Here is a 14,334-nt window from a genome sequence, read left to right as displayed (position 1 = left end):
GGCCACGGCACGAGGAAGGGGGCTCCCCGCCGGGGGAGCCCCCTTCGCCGCGTTCCCGGGCGGGGGAGGGGCCCGCGCCGGGCGTACTCCCGGTTCCGCGGAACTCGGGGCCGCTCCGCGTGTCCTCGGGCGCACGGTGCCGTTGCCGCCTCGCGCGCGGGCGGCGTTCCCCGAGCGGATCAGGCCTCCCCGCGCAGGCGGCGGACGTCGCCCTGCGCCGGGCGGCTCCCCGCCGGTCCCCCTTCGCGGTCGCGGGGCGGTCGGCCCGCCTCCTCCCCGGGGACCGGGATCGCGGGGGCTCCGGGCAGCGGGCGGTTCGCGCTCTCCTTCATCCGCCATACCACCACCAGTCCCACCACACCCGCGACCATCACCAGCCACGCCGGTGCGTACAGGTTTCCGGTGGCCTGCACCAGCGCCTCGGCGATCAGCGGAGTGGTGCCGCCGAACAGCGCCACCGACACGTTGAAGCTGATGGCCAGCGCGCCGTAGCGGACGCTGGTGGGGAAGAACGCCGGGAGCGCCGCGGGCGCGCCGCCGGAGAAGTGCACCAGGGTCACCGCCAGCACCACCATGCCCAGGGCCACCGTCCACATACCGCCCTGTTGCAGCAGCCAGAACGCGGGCAGGGCCAGCACGATCGAGCACAGGCTGCCCGATAGCAGCACTGGCCTGCGCCCCACACGGTCGCTCAGGTGCCCGAACCCGGTCACCGCGAACAGCATCAGCATCATCGCCGCCAGCGTCAGCACCAGGGCCGTGGTGGGGCCGTACCCCAGCTCTGCCTGCAGGTAGGTGGGCATGTACGCGGTCAGGACGTAGTTGTTGACGTTGAAGACCATCACCAGACCCACGCACAGCAGGATGTGGCGCCACTGGTCCACGACCGTCGCCCGCAGCTGACCCTCGCGGTGCCCTCCGTGGGAGTCCTTGGCGAAGCCCTCGGTGTTCTGCTCGAAGACCGGGGTGTCCTGCAGCTTCACCCGCAGGTACAGGCCGACGGCGCCCAGCGGCAGCGCGATCAGGAAGGGGACGCGCCACCCCCAGTCCTGCATGGTGTCCGGACCGAGCAGGAGGGTCATCACCGTGACGACGATGGCGCCGCCGACGTAGCCGCTGACCGTGCCGAACTCCAGCCAGGAGGCCAGGAAACCCCGTCGCCGGTCGGGCGCGTACTCGGCGATGAAGGTCGTGGCGCCGCCGTACTCGCCGCCGGTGGAGAAGCCCTGGAGCATCCGTGCGACCAGCAGCAGCACGGGCGCGGCGAAGCCGATGCTCGCGGCCGAGGGGATGAGCCCGATCGAGGACGTGCTCACCGCCATGAGCAGCATCGTGAAGGCCAGGACGCGCTTGCGGCCGACCCGGTCGCCGAGGGGGCCGAAGAACAGCCCGCCCAGGGGCCGCACCAGGAAGGCGGCGGCGAAGGTGGTGAAGGCGGCGATGAGCTGGGTGCCCTGGGTCTGCTCCGGGTAGAACACCAGGCCGATCGTGACGGCCATGTAGCTGTAGACGCCGAAGTCGTACCACTCGGTCGCGTTGCCGATCGCCGCGGCCACCACGGCCCTGCGCGTCGCCCTGCGGTCCGTGGCCAGGTCCGTCCGCCCCTGCGGCTGCGGCTGCGGCTCGTTCACGTCTCCCCCTCGCTGCCCCGCGGTCCTTTTGTGTCCACTCAATCACCCTGAGTAACGATAGTGCGGGCTCTGCCCGTGTCGCCGCCCCGGTAGCGTGGTGGCGGCCGAGAGGGGGAGTCCATGCGCAGAGTGCTGGTCAGCGCGTGTCTGATGGGACGCCGGGTGCGCTACGACGGGCGCGCCAAACCGGTGGAGGACGACGTGGTCGCCCGCTGGCGAGCCGAGGGCCGCCTGGTGGTGCACTGTCCGGAGGTCGCGGGCGGCCTCCCGGTGCCCCGCCCGCCCGCCGAGATCGAGCCCGGCGCGACCGCCGCCGACGTGCTCGCGGGTCGCGCGCGCATCCTCACCCCCGACGGGCGGGACGTGACCGTGCACTTCGTGGACGGCGCCCGGGCGGCGCTGGCCACCGCCCGCGCGCACGGCGTGGCGGTGGCGGTGCTCAAGGAGTCGAGCCCCTCCTGCGGGGTGCACCGGGTCTACGACGGCGCCTTCGGCGGGAACAGGGTGCCCGGCGAGGGGGTCACCGCGCGGCTGCTCGCGGACGGCGGCGTCGCGGTCTTCACCGAGGACGGAATCGCCGACGCCGCCGCGCGCCTGCGCGAGCTGGAGGGCGTCTGAGGGGCGGTTCCGGGACCCGGCCGGTGGCGGCGGGTCCCGGAACCGGCGGGTCAGGAACGGACGACCTCGTAGCGCATGCACGCGAAGTCACCGGCGCGGTGCACGTCCAGCACCCTCAGGTCCACGCGCCCGGCCAGCAGGGGCGAGCCCGCGCCCAGGGTGACCGGCGCGACCGACACGACCACCTCGTCCAGCAGGCCGAGTCGGGCCAGGTTCGCGGCGATACCGCCACCGCCGACCACCCACAAGTCGCGCCCCTCGGCCGCCTCGACCATCTCCGCGTGCAGGTCGCGCAGCTCCTGGTCGGTGTCGGCGCTGGCGAAGCGCAGGTCGCCCTCGACCTTCGGCAGGTCGCGGTGGGTGAGCACCCAGGTGGGTGCCCGGTAGGGCCAGGGGTCGCCGCCCTCGTGCTTCAGGATCCACTCGTAGGTGCCCGCGCCGGCCACGATCGCGCCCGCCTCGCGGACGAAGGTCTCGGTCTCGTTCAGGGCATCGCTCCCGTCGGCGGCGAACAGCCACTCCAGGGAGTGGTCCTCGGTGGCGATGAAGCCGTCCAGGCTCGTCGCGGTGTTGTAGATCGTCCTGCTCATCGTGTACCTCCGTCGTGGTGTCTGTCCTGAAGCCATTCGATGGGGTCGCCGTGGTCCACCTCCACGCCCTCCGCACGCAGCATGTGGCGCACGAGCTGCCTGCGGTGGGCGGAGAAGGTGAGCACGTGCGCGACGACGCTGCCCAGTACGAAGCTCTCGGGCGGGTCGCACAGGGCGTCGATCAGCCGGTCGCCCCAGGCGTCCCGTCGCCCGATGTCGTCGACCGCGGCGATCCAGCGCGCCCCCGCCCGTGTGTGCCGCTCCGCTAGCGCCTCCAGGTCGTCCGCGCCCCGTTCGGGCAGGTCGGCGCCGTCGATCGAGGCGAGCCACGCCTCCTTGGCCCGGACCAGGTGGTCCAGCACGTCGGCTACGGACTCCTCCGGCCCGTCCCACTCCAGGACGGTCCGCCCGGGTGAGCGCACCCGCCGGTAGGCCTCCTCGGACAGCCGTCCGGCGAGTCGGATCAGGTGGGCGGTGTCGTCCACGTCGTGGTGGACCTGGAGGGCGATCAGGTCCATGCCGGTCCGCTCCTTGGGTCTGTCCTCGATCCACAGGTGGATCGGCGGGTGGAAGTGGATGCCGTTGGGCGCGGACAGCCACGTGCCGCTGCCCGCCGTGGTGGCGCTGGGCGGGTGCCCGAAGGCGCGTCCGAAGGCGCGCGTGAACCCCTCGACCGACTCGTACCCGGCAGCGAACGCGGCGTCGGTCACGCTGCTGCCCTGGCTGATCTGCCAGGCCGCGCGTTCCAGGAGCACCCGGCGGCGCAGCGCGACCGGTGACTCCCCGGTGTCGCGGGTGAGTCTGCGGGTGAAGTGGAACGGTGAGGCGAAGGCGTGGTCCGCCATGTCGGTGAGGCGGGTGTTCTCCTCGTCCAGGACCGCGTCGAGCAGTTCGCGCAGGCGGTCCCGGCCCGGGGTGGGCTCGGTCATGGCACCAGTATGTTCACCGGCGGCGCCCGGGCGCCTGACCGATCTTGCCCACCCGTGCCGCCGCGCCGCCCGGGTCCGGCGGACTCTGTCTCCGGTGCGAGCGCCCCGGCGGATGCGGTAGAGTCTTCTGCGTCGGCGGGGCCGGAAACGGTGACCGCTCGACGAACGGGACGTAGCGCAGTTTGGCAGCGCACTTGACTGGGGGTCAAGGGGTCGTGGGTTCAAATCCCGCCGTCCCGACAGAGGAATAGCAGGTCAGCGAGGGGTCCACCGTAAGGTGGGCCCCTTTCTGCGTCTCCGGTGGGGTGTGAGCGGGACCGAGGCCGGGGCCTCCGAGTCCCTTGCCCGCGTCGTTGAGGACGCCGTCCCCGCCCCTGGCCGCTGGCCCGCGTCCACGTGCCCGCATCGCCCGGCGGGTGTTGACGGCAGTGACCGCGATGGCCGACTGCGCCAAGGAGAACCGTGACCGTCGGGGTCTCGGCGCCCTCGTCGATCCGCGCGACACCCCGCTCCACACGTGCTGTGCGTGCGCCCGCCGCCGGTGCCGTTCCGCTCTCGGGCCACCCCGTGTGCCCCGTGCCGAGGACGTCCACCCGCCCGGCGGGCCGGGTTTCCCGGGGCCGCGCGTCCGGTCCGTGGCGCCGGTGCTCCCAGGGCCTCAGGAGTCGGGGTCGCATCCGTGGGATTGAAGGTGCTATACATGGACATACCGGCAATGAAAACGGTTTTCATTACTGATATCTGTCCAGCGCGACCGCAGGGGTGTGCAGCTCAGTGTCGAAGGAAGCCGGGCTGGAGGCCGAGTCCGCCTCGGGGGCCCTCTACGAACGGACCGCCATCCGCCGCTCCGACCTCCCGGTGGAGGACGGCCCTCCGTCCCGTCCGTCCCGCGCGGTCGTCGGACACGACGGGGTGCCGGTTCCGTGGTGACAGGCCCGCCTCCCTTCCCGCCGCTGGCCGTCGGCCGCGTGGACCGGCACCGAACCGGACAACACCTCCGCGCCGCCCCGACCCGTTCGACCGGGACGGTCGGGACGCGACCCCCCTGTCCCGCGGCGACGTGTCGGTCCAGGCGTCGGTGCGGGTCCTGAAAGCGGTCGCCCGGCGTCCCCGAGCACAGGGACTCGCCCGCCCCCGACCCCCGGTCGCAGACACCTCCCGGGGCCGTTTCGCCCGCGGCCCCGCCCCCGAGAAAGGCCGAACCATGAGACGACGATTCCTGCCCGCGGCCACCTTCGCGGTGCTCCTGGCGGCCACCGCCTGCGGCGGCGGAGCCGAACAGGCCTCCGCTGACGGCGCCACCCTGCGTTACGCCGCGGTCGGAGCTCCGGCGGCCACCACCCACGACCCGCACGGCCGCGTCGGCAACGAGGCCGACTACATGCGGTTCGCCATGCTCTACGACGTGCTGACGGTGACCGATGAGGAGGGTGCGGTCCAGCCGCGCCTGGCCCGGTCCTGGGAGCCGGTCGGAGAAGCCCTCGACCTGTGGACCGTCAGCCTGCGCGACGACGCCGTCTTCTCCGACGGCCGGCCCGTCACCGCCGACGACGTCCTGTTCTCGCTGAAGCGGATCCAGGGCAAGGGCGCCGAGAACAACGGACGCCTGGCGGTGTTCGACCTGGAGTCCTCCTCCGTGGTGGACGAGCACACCCTGGAACTGGCCACCCACCAGCCCTATGCCGAGGTCGGCAGCGCCCTCGCCTCCCTGACCTTCGTCGTCCCCGACGGCAGCGACGACATCACCGAACCCGTGGTCGGCTCCGGACCGTTCCAGCTGGAGGAGCACGACGACACCACCGCGGTCCTGAAGCGCAACGACGACTGGTGGGGCGGGGCCGCCGACTACGAGGCCCTCCGGATCACCGCCATGCCCGACCCCGCCGCGCGGGCCGAGGCGGTGGCCTCGGGCCAGGCGGACGTCGCGGGCAGCGTGGCGCCAGTCAGCGCACGACAACACGAGGAGTCCGACGCGGTTCAGGTGGTCACCAGGCCCGCCGGGGTGAACTACCCGCTGGTCATGGACCTGGAGGCCGAGCCCTTCGACGACCCGGGTGTGCGCGAGGCCGTCAAGCTCTCCCTGGACCGTGAGCAACTCGTCGAGACGGTCTTCCTCGGTTACGGGGAGCCCGGCACCGACGTCCTGAACCCCGACGCGCCCTTCGCCCCCGACCTCGAACCGGTCGAGCGGGACCTGGACCGGGCCCGTGAACTGCTGGAGGAGGCCGGGCACGCGGACGGCGTCGAACTCACCCTGTACGCCACCAACTCCTACCCGGGCATGGAGGAGACCGCGGCCCTGGCCGCCGAACAACTCGCCGAGGCGGGCATCGACGTCGAGATCGAGGTGGGCGCGCCCGACACCTACTGGACCGAGGTGTGGAACGTCGAACCCTTCTACCTCAACAGCCTGGGCGGGAACGGCTTCGTGGACTTCGCGCGCATGTCCCTGCTCTCCGACGGCCCCGTCAACGAGACCGCCTGGAACGTTCCCGAGTGGGACGCCGACTTCACCGAGGCACTGGCCACCGCGGACGAGGAGGACCGACACGCGATGCTCGCCGACCTGCAGGAGCGCGTCGCCGACGACGGCGGGTACGTGGTCTGGGGTACGGGAGACGGTATCGACCTGACGGGTCCCGGCGTGAGCGGCCTGCCCACCGGTCCCGGTTTCCACCGCCTGTTCATCGAGCGGGTCGAGGTCGCCGGCTGATGTCCCGCCCCGAGGCCGCCCCCGCGGCCGGCCGCCCCCGCGTCCCGGGGGCGGCCGCGGGGGCCTCGCTCCCGTTCGCCGTCGCCCGGGCGGTGTTCCTGCTGGTCCTGGTGTCGGTGGCGGTGTTCACGGCCACCGAGTCCCTGCCGGGAGACGCCGTGGACCTGCGTGCCTCGCCCGGGGCCGACGAGGCGCAGGTGCGGGAGCTGCGCGAGGAGCTGGGCCTGGACGCCGCGCCCTGGCGGCGCTACCTCGGCTGGGCCGGATCCCTGCTCACCGGTGACCTCGGCACGTCCCTGGTCAACGGCCGCCCCGTCGCCGACGCCCTCGCCCAGCGGCTGCCGGCCACCTTCGCGGTCGTCGGGTCGGCGTTGGCGGTGGCGGCCCCCGCGTCCCTGGCCCTGGCCTGGTGGGCGGGGGGGAGCAGGCTGGCCCGCCGGGCGTCCACGGCCGTCCTCACCGGAGGCGCGGCCGTGCCCACGGCTGTCACGGCCGCGGTGCTGGTCACCGTGTTCTCCGGAGTGCTGGGTCTGGTGCCCCCGGTTTCCCTGCTCCCGCCCGGAGCCGCGCCCTGGCACCACCCGGAACTGCTGTTGCTCCCCGTGGCGGCCCTGGCGCTGCCCACGGCGTTCTACGGCGCGAGCCTGCTGACGGGCGCGGTGGCCGACACCGTGCGCCTGCCCCACGTGGCTGACGCCCGCCGACGGGGCGTCCCCCCGTGGCGGATCGCGGTGACCGACGTCCTTCCCTTTCTCCTGGCCCCCTTCACCCGGGTCATGGCGGTGTCCGCAGGGGGGCTGATCGCCGCCGCGGCACTGGTGGAGACACTCTTCGGCTATCCGGGCGTCGGGTCCCTGCTGGTCTCCTCGATCGCCTCACGGGACCTGCCCGTCGTCCAGGCCACCGCCGTGGTCGCCGCCGCGGTCGTGCTGGCCGGACTGCTGGTCGCAGACCTGGTCGCCGCCCTGACCGAACCCCGCCGGAGGCGCTCGCCGTGAACCGCCGTCCCCTTCTGCTCCTCGCCTCCGCGGCTGTCCCCCTGCTGTCGGCCGGGGTCCTGGCCGCAGCCCTGTTCGGCGGCTGGTGGGCGCCGCACAGCCCCACGTCCCCGGTGGGGGCGCCCTGGCGGGAACCCGCACCCGGCCACCTCCTGGGAACCGACGCCCTGGGCCGCGACGTGTGGTCCCGTGTCCTGGCCGGCGGAGGGGGCCTGCTCGGCGTCTCCGTGACGGCCGCCGTGTGCGCCTGTGCGGTCGGGACCGCCGGAGGCCTGGCCGCTGGGTGGTTCGGCGGGCCGGCCTCGCGGACCCTCACGGCGGCGGCCGACCTGCTGCTCGCCCTGCCCTCCCTGCTGCTGGCACTGGTGGCGGCGATCGCCCTGCCCGGGCACACGGCGGTGGTCCTCGCGACGGTGTGCGGAGGAGCCCCGCTCACCCTGCGCGTGGTCGGGGACGCGGTCCGTGCCGTCCGCACCTCCGGATACGTCGAGGCCGCACTCCTGCGCGGCGAGACGACCGCTTCGATCCTGACGAGGGAGGTCCTCCCCGCCATGCGGGGGGTGGTCACCGCCGACCTGGGGCTGCGCCTGGTGGTCGCGCTCCAAGTCGCCGCCGCCCTGAGCGTCCTGGGAATGGGCGCCGAACCGCCCGCCCCCGACTGGTCCCTCATGCTCAGGGAGAACATGCCCGGCGTGGCGCTCAACCCATGGGCCGTCGGTGCGCCGGCCGCGGCACTGGGCGTCACCACCGTCCTGCTCGCCCTCTTGGCCCAGCTGTACCCCTCCGACGACCGCACGAGCCGGGGCCGTGGCAGCGCACCCGCGCCGAAGGAGCCCACGGATGGCTGAGGGACTGTGCGCGCAGGCGCTGCTGGTCGAGGACGAACACGGCGCCCGTGTGGTGGGCCCGGTGGACCTGCGGGCGCCGGACGGCGCGGTGCTCGCGGTCATGGGCGCGTCCGGAAGCGGCAAGACCAGCGCCGTCCTGGCCGCGCTGGACGCGCTGCCGCCCGGGCTGGTGCGCCGGGCCGGTCGGGTGCGCTGGCAGGGGGCGCCGGTGCCCCCGGGGCGTGCGGCGCGCCGGTGGCGCCGGGCCAGCACCGGCGTGCTCGGACAGGACCCCGCCTCGGACCTGCACCCCCTGCGCCCCGTCTGCGCCCTGGTCGCCGAAGCCCTGCCGGGCGGTTCCCGCCGCGCGAACGCCGAGGCCGTCCGCGCGGCGCTCACCTCGCTGGGGCTGGACGCCGACGCCCTGTGGCGCCGTCGCCCGCACGAACTCTCCGGAGGCCAGGCCCAGCGTGTGGCCCTGGCGCGGGCGCTCGTAGCCGATCCCGGGCTCCTCGTGCTCGACGAGCCCACGAGCGGCTTGGACCCGGCCACGGTGGAACTCGTGCTCGACGCCCTCGGACAGCGGCGGGGACGCCCCGGAAGGAGCACCGTCGTGATCACCCACGACCGGGGTTTCGCCGACCGCGTGGCCGATGTCCGTCTCGACATCGGTGAGTCCGAACCGGTGCGCGGGGTCAGTGCCCCGACCACGGGCCCTCCGGACCCGGGCGGTGCTGCGGTCCTCGGCCTGCGGGGGGTCCGTCTAACTGCTCCGGGCGGCCGGGAGCTGCTCGACGGGGTGGACCTGACCGTCGCCCCCGGGGAGGCGGTCGCCGTCCTGGGGCCCTCGGGATGCGGTAAGTCCACACTGCTCAGAAGCCTTGCGGGGCTCCATCCTCCCGCGGCGGGTTCGTTCTCACTCGACGGTCGGCCCCTGCCCGCCAGGCACGCCGACCGTGCCGGGGAAGCGCTGCGAGCCGTCCAGCTGATCGCCCAGGACCCGGCCGGAACCCTGAACCCGGCTCAGCGGGTCGCCACGGCACTCGCGCGCCCGGCCATGGTGCTCCGCGGGCTGACCCGTCGCCAGGCCGCGGCCGAGGTCCCCGGGCTCCTGGAACGGGTCGGTCTGCCGGCGGACACCGCACGCGCGCTGCCGGGCCGCCTCTCCGGCGGCCAGCGCCAGCGCGTGGCCGTCGCCCGCGCCCTGGCCGCACGCCCCCGGGTGCTGCTGGCCGACGAGGTGTCCTCCGCCCTGGACGACGCGAGCGCGCGCACGGTCCTGGACCTCCTGGACGCACTTCGGGCCGAGGAGGGCCTGGCCGTCGTCGTGGTGACCCACGACCGCAGTGTCGCCGACCGTGCGAACCGGGTGCTGACGTTGGACCCGGAGCGCCTCGCCCTGGTAGCGGGACCGTAGCACCGCCTGCGGCGGCGTTCGCGTCCTGCGCGGGCGGTGCCCGGGACGGTCGGCGACCCGGAGCGGTTCGGCCGGGGCTCAGTCCGAGGGCCGTCGCCCGAGGGCGAGCATGGTCGGATGGACCATGTAGTAACCCGGGGCGTCGAGGACGTAGTCCGGATGGCCCGGGGTCAGGAGCCGCTCGACCCCGGCCACCTCCTCGCCGCTCAGACCCGCGTCGGTGCCGCGCTTGAGCACCGACTCCCGCATCTCCGGCCAGACGACGTTCTCCAGGTAGGGGCGCACGGTCGGGTCGGCGTCGACCGGCGAGCCCACCCTGGGGAAGACGTCCACACGCACGTCGAGCAGCCCCGCGGCGGCCATCCAGGCGGTGTGGCGCTCATAGTGGGCGGGCCCTCCGGAGGGGAGCCCCCAGTTGAGTTCGGACGCGGTGCGCGCCGCCCGCTCCAGCCGTGAGTGTCCGGGCAGGAACATGGCCTGGTAGTAGTTGCTGGTGAACAGCCCCAGCAGGCCGCCGGGGCGCAGGGCGCGCGCGGCTCGTGCGACCAGGTCCCCGGGGTCGTCGAAGTTGCCGGGCCAGACCACGTCCGAGGCCCAGATCGCATCGAACCCGTCGCCGGATCCGGCGGCCTCGTCGAGCACGTCGACCAGGTCGGCGGCGCGCACCTCGACCCTGTCCGACACCCCCTCGGACCGCGCGTGCTCCCGGGCGAGGTCCAGCACGTCGGGGTCGCGGTCGACGGCCAGGACCCGGGCCCGCGGGCCGGCCGCCCGGGCCAGCGCCACCAGCCCGCCCCCGGCACCGGTGCCCGCGTCGAGCAGGCGCGTGCGTCCGGTCAGGTCCATCGCCCCGACCGCCCGTTCGACGGCCGGGGCGACGAAGGCCCGGTTGGCGAGCAGGTAGGGGATGAGTCCGTTCTGTTGGATGTCTGTCAAGGTATGACCACCTCGGCTGTCTCGGACGGGGGACGGTCGCGCTCGTCGGTCGGCGCGGTCACGGCCGTGGGGCGGGCACGACGTGCGGCAGTACGCTGGCCAGTTTCTCGCTGGTCTCCTCGAACTCGCGTTCGGGGCGGGAGCCCTCCACGATCCCGGCGCCGGCGCGGAGCCAGGCCCGGCCCTGTTCTTCGTAGACCGCGCGCAGGACCAGTGCCGCGTCGAGCTCACCGCTGGACGCGGCGGTCACCACGGCCCCGGAGTACAGTCCGCGCTCCTCCTCCAGGCGGGTGATCGCCTCGATCGCCTCGGACTTGGGGATCCCCGACGCGGTGATCGCCGGGAACAGGGCCTCGAAGGCGTGCCAGGGGGTGGCGTCCTCGCGCAGGCGCCCCCGGACGGTGGACGCCAGGTGCTGGACGCTGCCGCGGACGGAGACGCCCATGAAATCCGACACCGCGACGGAGTCCGGCACGCACACCGAGCGCATCTCCGCGACGGCTTCGCGAACCGATATGGCGTGCTCGTGGATCTCCTTGGGGTCGGCCTCCAGTTCGGCGCGGGCGGCGCTGTCCGCGGCCTCTCCGCGCCCCGCCGCCCGGGTGCCCGCTAGCGGGTTGGTCAGGACCTCGCGGTCGGGCCCGACCGCGACGACCAGTTCGGGGCTGAAACCCGCGCTGCGGAGCCCGCCCAGATCCAGTAGGAACGACCGCGCCGGTGTGTTGGCCCCGCGGCCGACCGCGTAGGTGGCGGGGAGGTCCACGGGCGAGGGCAGTTCGACCTTCCGGGACAGGATCACCTTGTGGTAGTCGCCGCGTCCGATCTCGCCCAGGGCCTCGCCCACGAGCGCGCGGTAGGCCGGGGAGCCGGCCCGTGAATCGACCGCGACGCGGTTCCGCGCCGGTTCGGCGACCTCCTCGCGCAGGACGGAGAGCACCTTCCCGCGCATCTGCGCTCCGCCCCCGCTGATCCGGGCCCCGTCAGCGGTGATGCGGACCTCGGTCCGGGGCACGATGAGGCGGGCGAGCCGCGCGGATCCCTCCGGGGCGGACGGGCGGGCCCCGCGCGACTGGAGCGCGAAGTCGAACCCCACCCAGCCGTAGGCCCGCCAGGCCGGGTCGGGCAGTCCGGCCAGGGCCGCGTCCAAGGCGTCGGCCGGGCTGCCGGTGTAGTCGCGGGAGTCGGCGGTCCCGTCGGCGCCGCGGACCGTGACCCGGTCGCTGTCGAGGTCGATCCCCCACCGCGCACCGCCGCCGAAGAGCCAGACCCCCTCGCGTTCGTAGAGGACGTACTCGGGGAAGAGTCCCGAGCCCGCGAGCCGGGCGGCGGCGGCGACGGGGTCGAGCGGCCCTTCGACCTGTTCGGTTTCACGACTGCTCACGGCCGTCTCCTCGCCCGGGACGGCCCGTGGGCCGCGTCTGGTGTACCCGTGGTCAACATTCTTCTCCGGTCTTGTGTCGGGGCCAGCGAGGACGCCCGCCTCCTCGTCGGGTGCGGGAGCGGGGGGAGCGCGTCCGGGGGTTCAGTCCGAGGTGAGCCCGATCGCGCCGGAGGGGCAGCGGTCGACCGCGTCGCGCACGTGCGCGGCGTCGCGGGGGTCCGGCCGGTCGGTGCGCAGGCGCACGAGCCCGTCCTCCTCGCCCTGGTCGAATACTCGGTCGGCGGCGATGACGCACTGGCCGGCGCCGATGCAGACCTCGGGGTGGACGGTGATTCGCACGCGGGGACGTCCTCTTCGCTTTCACTGTGGAGCGGCCCGGGCAGGGCCGCTGAACGCCCGAAGGCGCCTTGGTGATCGTAAATGATAATCATTTTCGCCAGAAGCGTTCATCCTTGTGGCCGAGGTCGCACCCCCTTGCGTGCCGCTTCGGTCGCGGATGGTGACGAAGGCCCTCGTCGGATCCGCTCGCGCAGAGCGTTCTTGTCGACCTTGCCCACGGGGGTCAGGGGCAGCGCGTCGACGGCCTCGATCCGGTCGGGGGCCTTGTAACCGGCCAGGCCCCTCCCGCGCAGGAAGGCGCCGAGTTCGCGGACCGTGGGCGGGGTGCCCGCGCTGACCAGGAAGGCGACCGACCGCTCACCGAGGTCCGGGTCGGGAGCGGCCACCAGGGCGACCGCCGACACGTCCGGGTGGGCGAGCAGCTGTCCCTCCACCTCGGTGGCGTCGATCTTCTCGCCGCCGCGGTTGATCTGGTCCTTCACCCGGCCGACGACGTCGATGTGGCCGCTGGGGCGGAGCCGGACGAGATCGCCGGTCCGGTAGAACCCGTCCGGTGTGAAGTGCGTGGCGGCGAGTTCGGGGGCGCGGTAGTAGCCGCGCAGTGTGTAGGGGCCCCGTGTCAGCAGCTCGCCCACGGCGCCGACGGGCACCGGGGCGCCCGACTCGTCGACAACCCGCACCTCGTCACCGGTCGAGACGGGGCGCCCCTGCGTGGTGCACACCAGCTCCTCGGGGTCGTCGAGACGGGTGACGTTGATCAGGCCCTCGGCCATGCCGAACACCTGCTGCAGACGGCACCCCAGCGTCGGACGGACGCGGCGCGCGAGGTCGTCGGCCAGCCGCGCTCCCCCCACCTGGAGGACCGCGAGGCTGTCCAGCGCCGCCGAGCCCGGAGCCCGGTCGGCGTAGGCCTCCAGCCACACGGGCACCATCGGCGGACTGAGCGCCGTGACGGTCACGCCCTCGCGTTCGATCAGGGGGAACACCGTCTCGGGGGCGGGGCTGGGCGCCATGACCACCGTCGCGCCCACGGTGAGCGCGCCCAGGACGCCCGGGCAGGACATCGTGAAGTTGAAGGCGGCGGGCAGCACCGCGAGGTAGACGCTGTCCGGAGTGAGTTCGCAGGCGGCCGCGGCGGCGCGGGCGTTGTAGGCGTAGTCCCGGTGCGTGCGCGGGATGAGCTTGGGCGTCCCCGTGGTCCCGCCGGAGAGCAGGAGGAGCCCGATGCCGCCGGGGGAGGGGCGCCCGGAGCCGGGGTCGCGGCCGCCGGGGGCGTCGGAGCGCAGGTCCGCGAAGCCGACGGCGTCATCGAGTCCGCCGGTGTCGCCGACGACGATCACGTGGCGCAGCTCCTCGTGCTCCTCGCGCATGGACGCGGCCAGCGTCCGGTAGTCGAACCGCGCGTGGCGGTCGGCCACCGCGTAGCCGACCGCGCCGGTGACCCGCAGGAGGTGGGAGATCTCGTGCCCCCGGTGCCCGGGCATGGCGTGGACCGGGACCGCTCCGAGGTACTGAAGCCCGAACCAGAGCAGCAGGAACTCCGCCCGGTTGGGCAGCTGCACCACCATCCGGTCGCCCCGGCGCAGTCCCAGCCGGTACAGCCCGGCCGCCACCGCCCTCGCCTCCGCGGCCAGCTCGGCGTAGGACCACCGGCGCTCGCCGTCGACGAGCGCGACGGCGTCGGGGCGCTGCTCCGCCTGGTGCGTCAGCAGGTCGGCCAGGACCTCCTCACGCCAGAACCCGGCCTCCCGGTAGCGCTGTCCCGCCTCCTCCGGCCACCCCGGCCAGTCCTGCTCCTGAGCTGTTACGGGCATGTTTGCGCTCTTGGTCATCTCTGCTCCTTTTGCGTTCTATGCCACACATGAGGGGGATCGCGCTCAGTGTGCAGCTTAGGATAAAAAAGATAACGGTTTTCGTTTTCAAGCAAGCCATCGACCCCCGGCTCCCACCGGGTT

The 14,334-nt window shown here is 73.8% G+C and carries 13 protein-coding genes and 1 tRNA gene; 7 read left to right on the top strand and 7 right to left on the bottom strand.

Features of this window, described 5'->3' with window-relative positions; genetic code table 11:
* Positions 1-179 precede the first annotated feature (179 nt).
* On the bottom strand, positions 180-1,631 hold the full coding sequence (locus tag KGD83_RS20695; protein ID WP_212640751.1) for an MFS transporter: 1,452 nt from the start codon (positions 1,629-1,631) through the stop codon (positions 180-182).
* A gap of 120 nt (positions 1,632-1,751) precedes the next feature.
* Between KGD83_RS20695 and KGD83_RS20690 the strand changes: the two genes are divergently transcribed.
* Positions 1,752-2,249 (top strand): DUF523 domain-containing protein, encoded by a 498-nt coding sequence (locus KGD83_RS20690; protein ID WP_212640750.1) that lies wholly within the window; start codon positions 1,752-1,754, stop codon positions 2,247-2,249.
* A 50-nt stretch (positions 2,250-2,299) separates the two neighbouring features.
* Here KGD83_RS20690 and KGD83_RS20685 read toward each other — a convergent pair whose 3' ends face one another.
* Complete coding sequence (locus tag KGD83_RS20685) at positions 2,300-2,839, bottom strand: dihydrofolate reductase family protein (protein WP_212640749.1); 540 nt, start codon at positions 2,837-2,839, stop codon at positions 2,300-2,302.
* Positions 2,836-3,768, bottom strand: coding sequence for a helix-turn-helix domain-containing protein (locus KGD83_RS20680; RefSeq protein WP_212640748.1), 933 nt, complete (start codon positions 3,766-3,768; stop codon positions 2,836-2,838). The genes KGD83_RS20685 and KGD83_RS20680 overlap by 4 nt, the downstream gene beginning before the upstream one ends.
* 166 nt (positions 3,769-3,934) lie before the next feature.
* On the opposite strand from KGD83_RS20680, the gene KGD83_RS20675 reads away from it, so the two are divergent.
* The 6 genes from KGD83_RS20675 (at position 3,935) to KGD83_RS20650 (ending at position 9,723) form a co-directional block, all read left to right on the top strand.
* Positions 3,935-4,008 (top strand) — tRNA-Pro (locus tag KGD83_RS20675).
* Between the two features lie 534 nt (positions 4,009-4,542).
* Entirely contained in the window at positions 4,543-4,698 is a 156-nt protein-coding gene (locus KGD83_RS20670) for a hypothetical protein (RefSeq protein ID WP_212640747.1), read from the top strand.
* Between the two features lie 274 nt (positions 4,699-4,972).
* Positions 4,973-6,481, top strand: a complete 1,509-nt coding sequence (locus KGD83_RS20665) for an ABC transporter substrate-binding protein (protein WP_212640746.1) — start codon at positions 4,973-4,975, stop codon at positions 6,479-6,481.
* A complete protein-coding gene (locus KGD83_RS20660) occupies positions 6,481-7,479 on the top strand; it encodes an ABC transporter permease (protein WP_212640745.1) in 999 nt (332 codons plus the stop codon). The genes KGD83_RS20665 and KGD83_RS20660 overlap by 1 nt, the downstream gene beginning before the upstream one ends.
* A complete protein-coding gene (locus KGD83_RS20655; RefSeq protein WP_249351982.1) occupies positions 7,476-8,327 on the top strand; it encodes an ABC transporter permease in 852 nt (283 codons plus the stop codon). Before KGD83_RS20660 ends, KGD83_RS20655 begins: the two co-directional genes overlap by 4 nt.
* Positions 8,320-9,723 (top strand): ABC transporter ATP-binding protein, encoded by a 1,404-nt coding sequence (locus tag KGD83_RS20650; RefSeq protein WP_212640744.1) that lies wholly within the window; start codon positions 8,320-8,322, stop codon positions 9,721-9,723. Before KGD83_RS20655 ends, KGD83_RS20650 begins: the two co-directional genes overlap by 8 nt.
* Before the next feature lie 78 nt (positions 9,724-9,801).
* On the opposite strand, the gene KGD83_RS20645 is transcribed toward KGD83_RS20650, so the two are convergent.
* The 4 genes from KGD83_RS20645 to KGD83_RS20630 all read right to left on the bottom strand — a co-directional run bounded on the left by KGD83_RS20645 (position 9,802) and on the right by KGD83_RS20630 (position 14,211).
* Positions 9,802-10,659, bottom strand: coding sequence for an SAM-dependent methyltransferase (locus tag KGD83_RS20645; protein ID WP_212640743.1), 858 nt, complete (start codon positions 10,657-10,659; stop codon positions 9,802-9,804).
* Between the two features lie 58 nt (positions 10,660-10,717).
* Positions 10,718-12,040: a salicylate synthase gene (locus KGD83_RS20640; RefSeq protein WP_212640742.1), complete on the bottom strand. Its 1,323-nt coding sequence runs from the start codon at positions 12,038-12,040 to the stop codon at positions 10,718-10,720.
* Positions 12,041-12,181: 141 nt separating this feature from the next.
* On the bottom strand, positions 12,182-12,379 hold the full coding sequence (locus KGD83_RS20635) for a ferredoxin (RefSeq protein WP_212640741.1): 198 nt from the start codon (positions 12,377-12,379) through the stop codon (positions 12,182-12,184).
* 107 nt (positions 12,380-12,486) lie between these two features.
* Positions 12,487-14,211: a (2,3-dihydroxybenzoyl)adenylate synthase gene (locus tag KGD83_RS20630; protein WP_212640740.1), complete on the bottom strand. Its 1,725-nt coding sequence runs from the start codon at positions 14,209-14,211 to the stop codon at positions 12,487-12,489.
* Between the last annotated feature and the right edge of the window lie 123 nt (positions 14,212-14,334).

This window comes from Nocardiopsis akebiae (genome assembly GCF_018316795.1).
Classification (GTDB): Bacteria; Actinomycetota; Actinomycetes; order Streptosporangiales; family Streptosporangiaceae; genus Nocardiopsis; species Nocardiopsis dassonvillei.
This window is presented reverse-complemented; position numbering and strand designations above follow the sequence as displayed.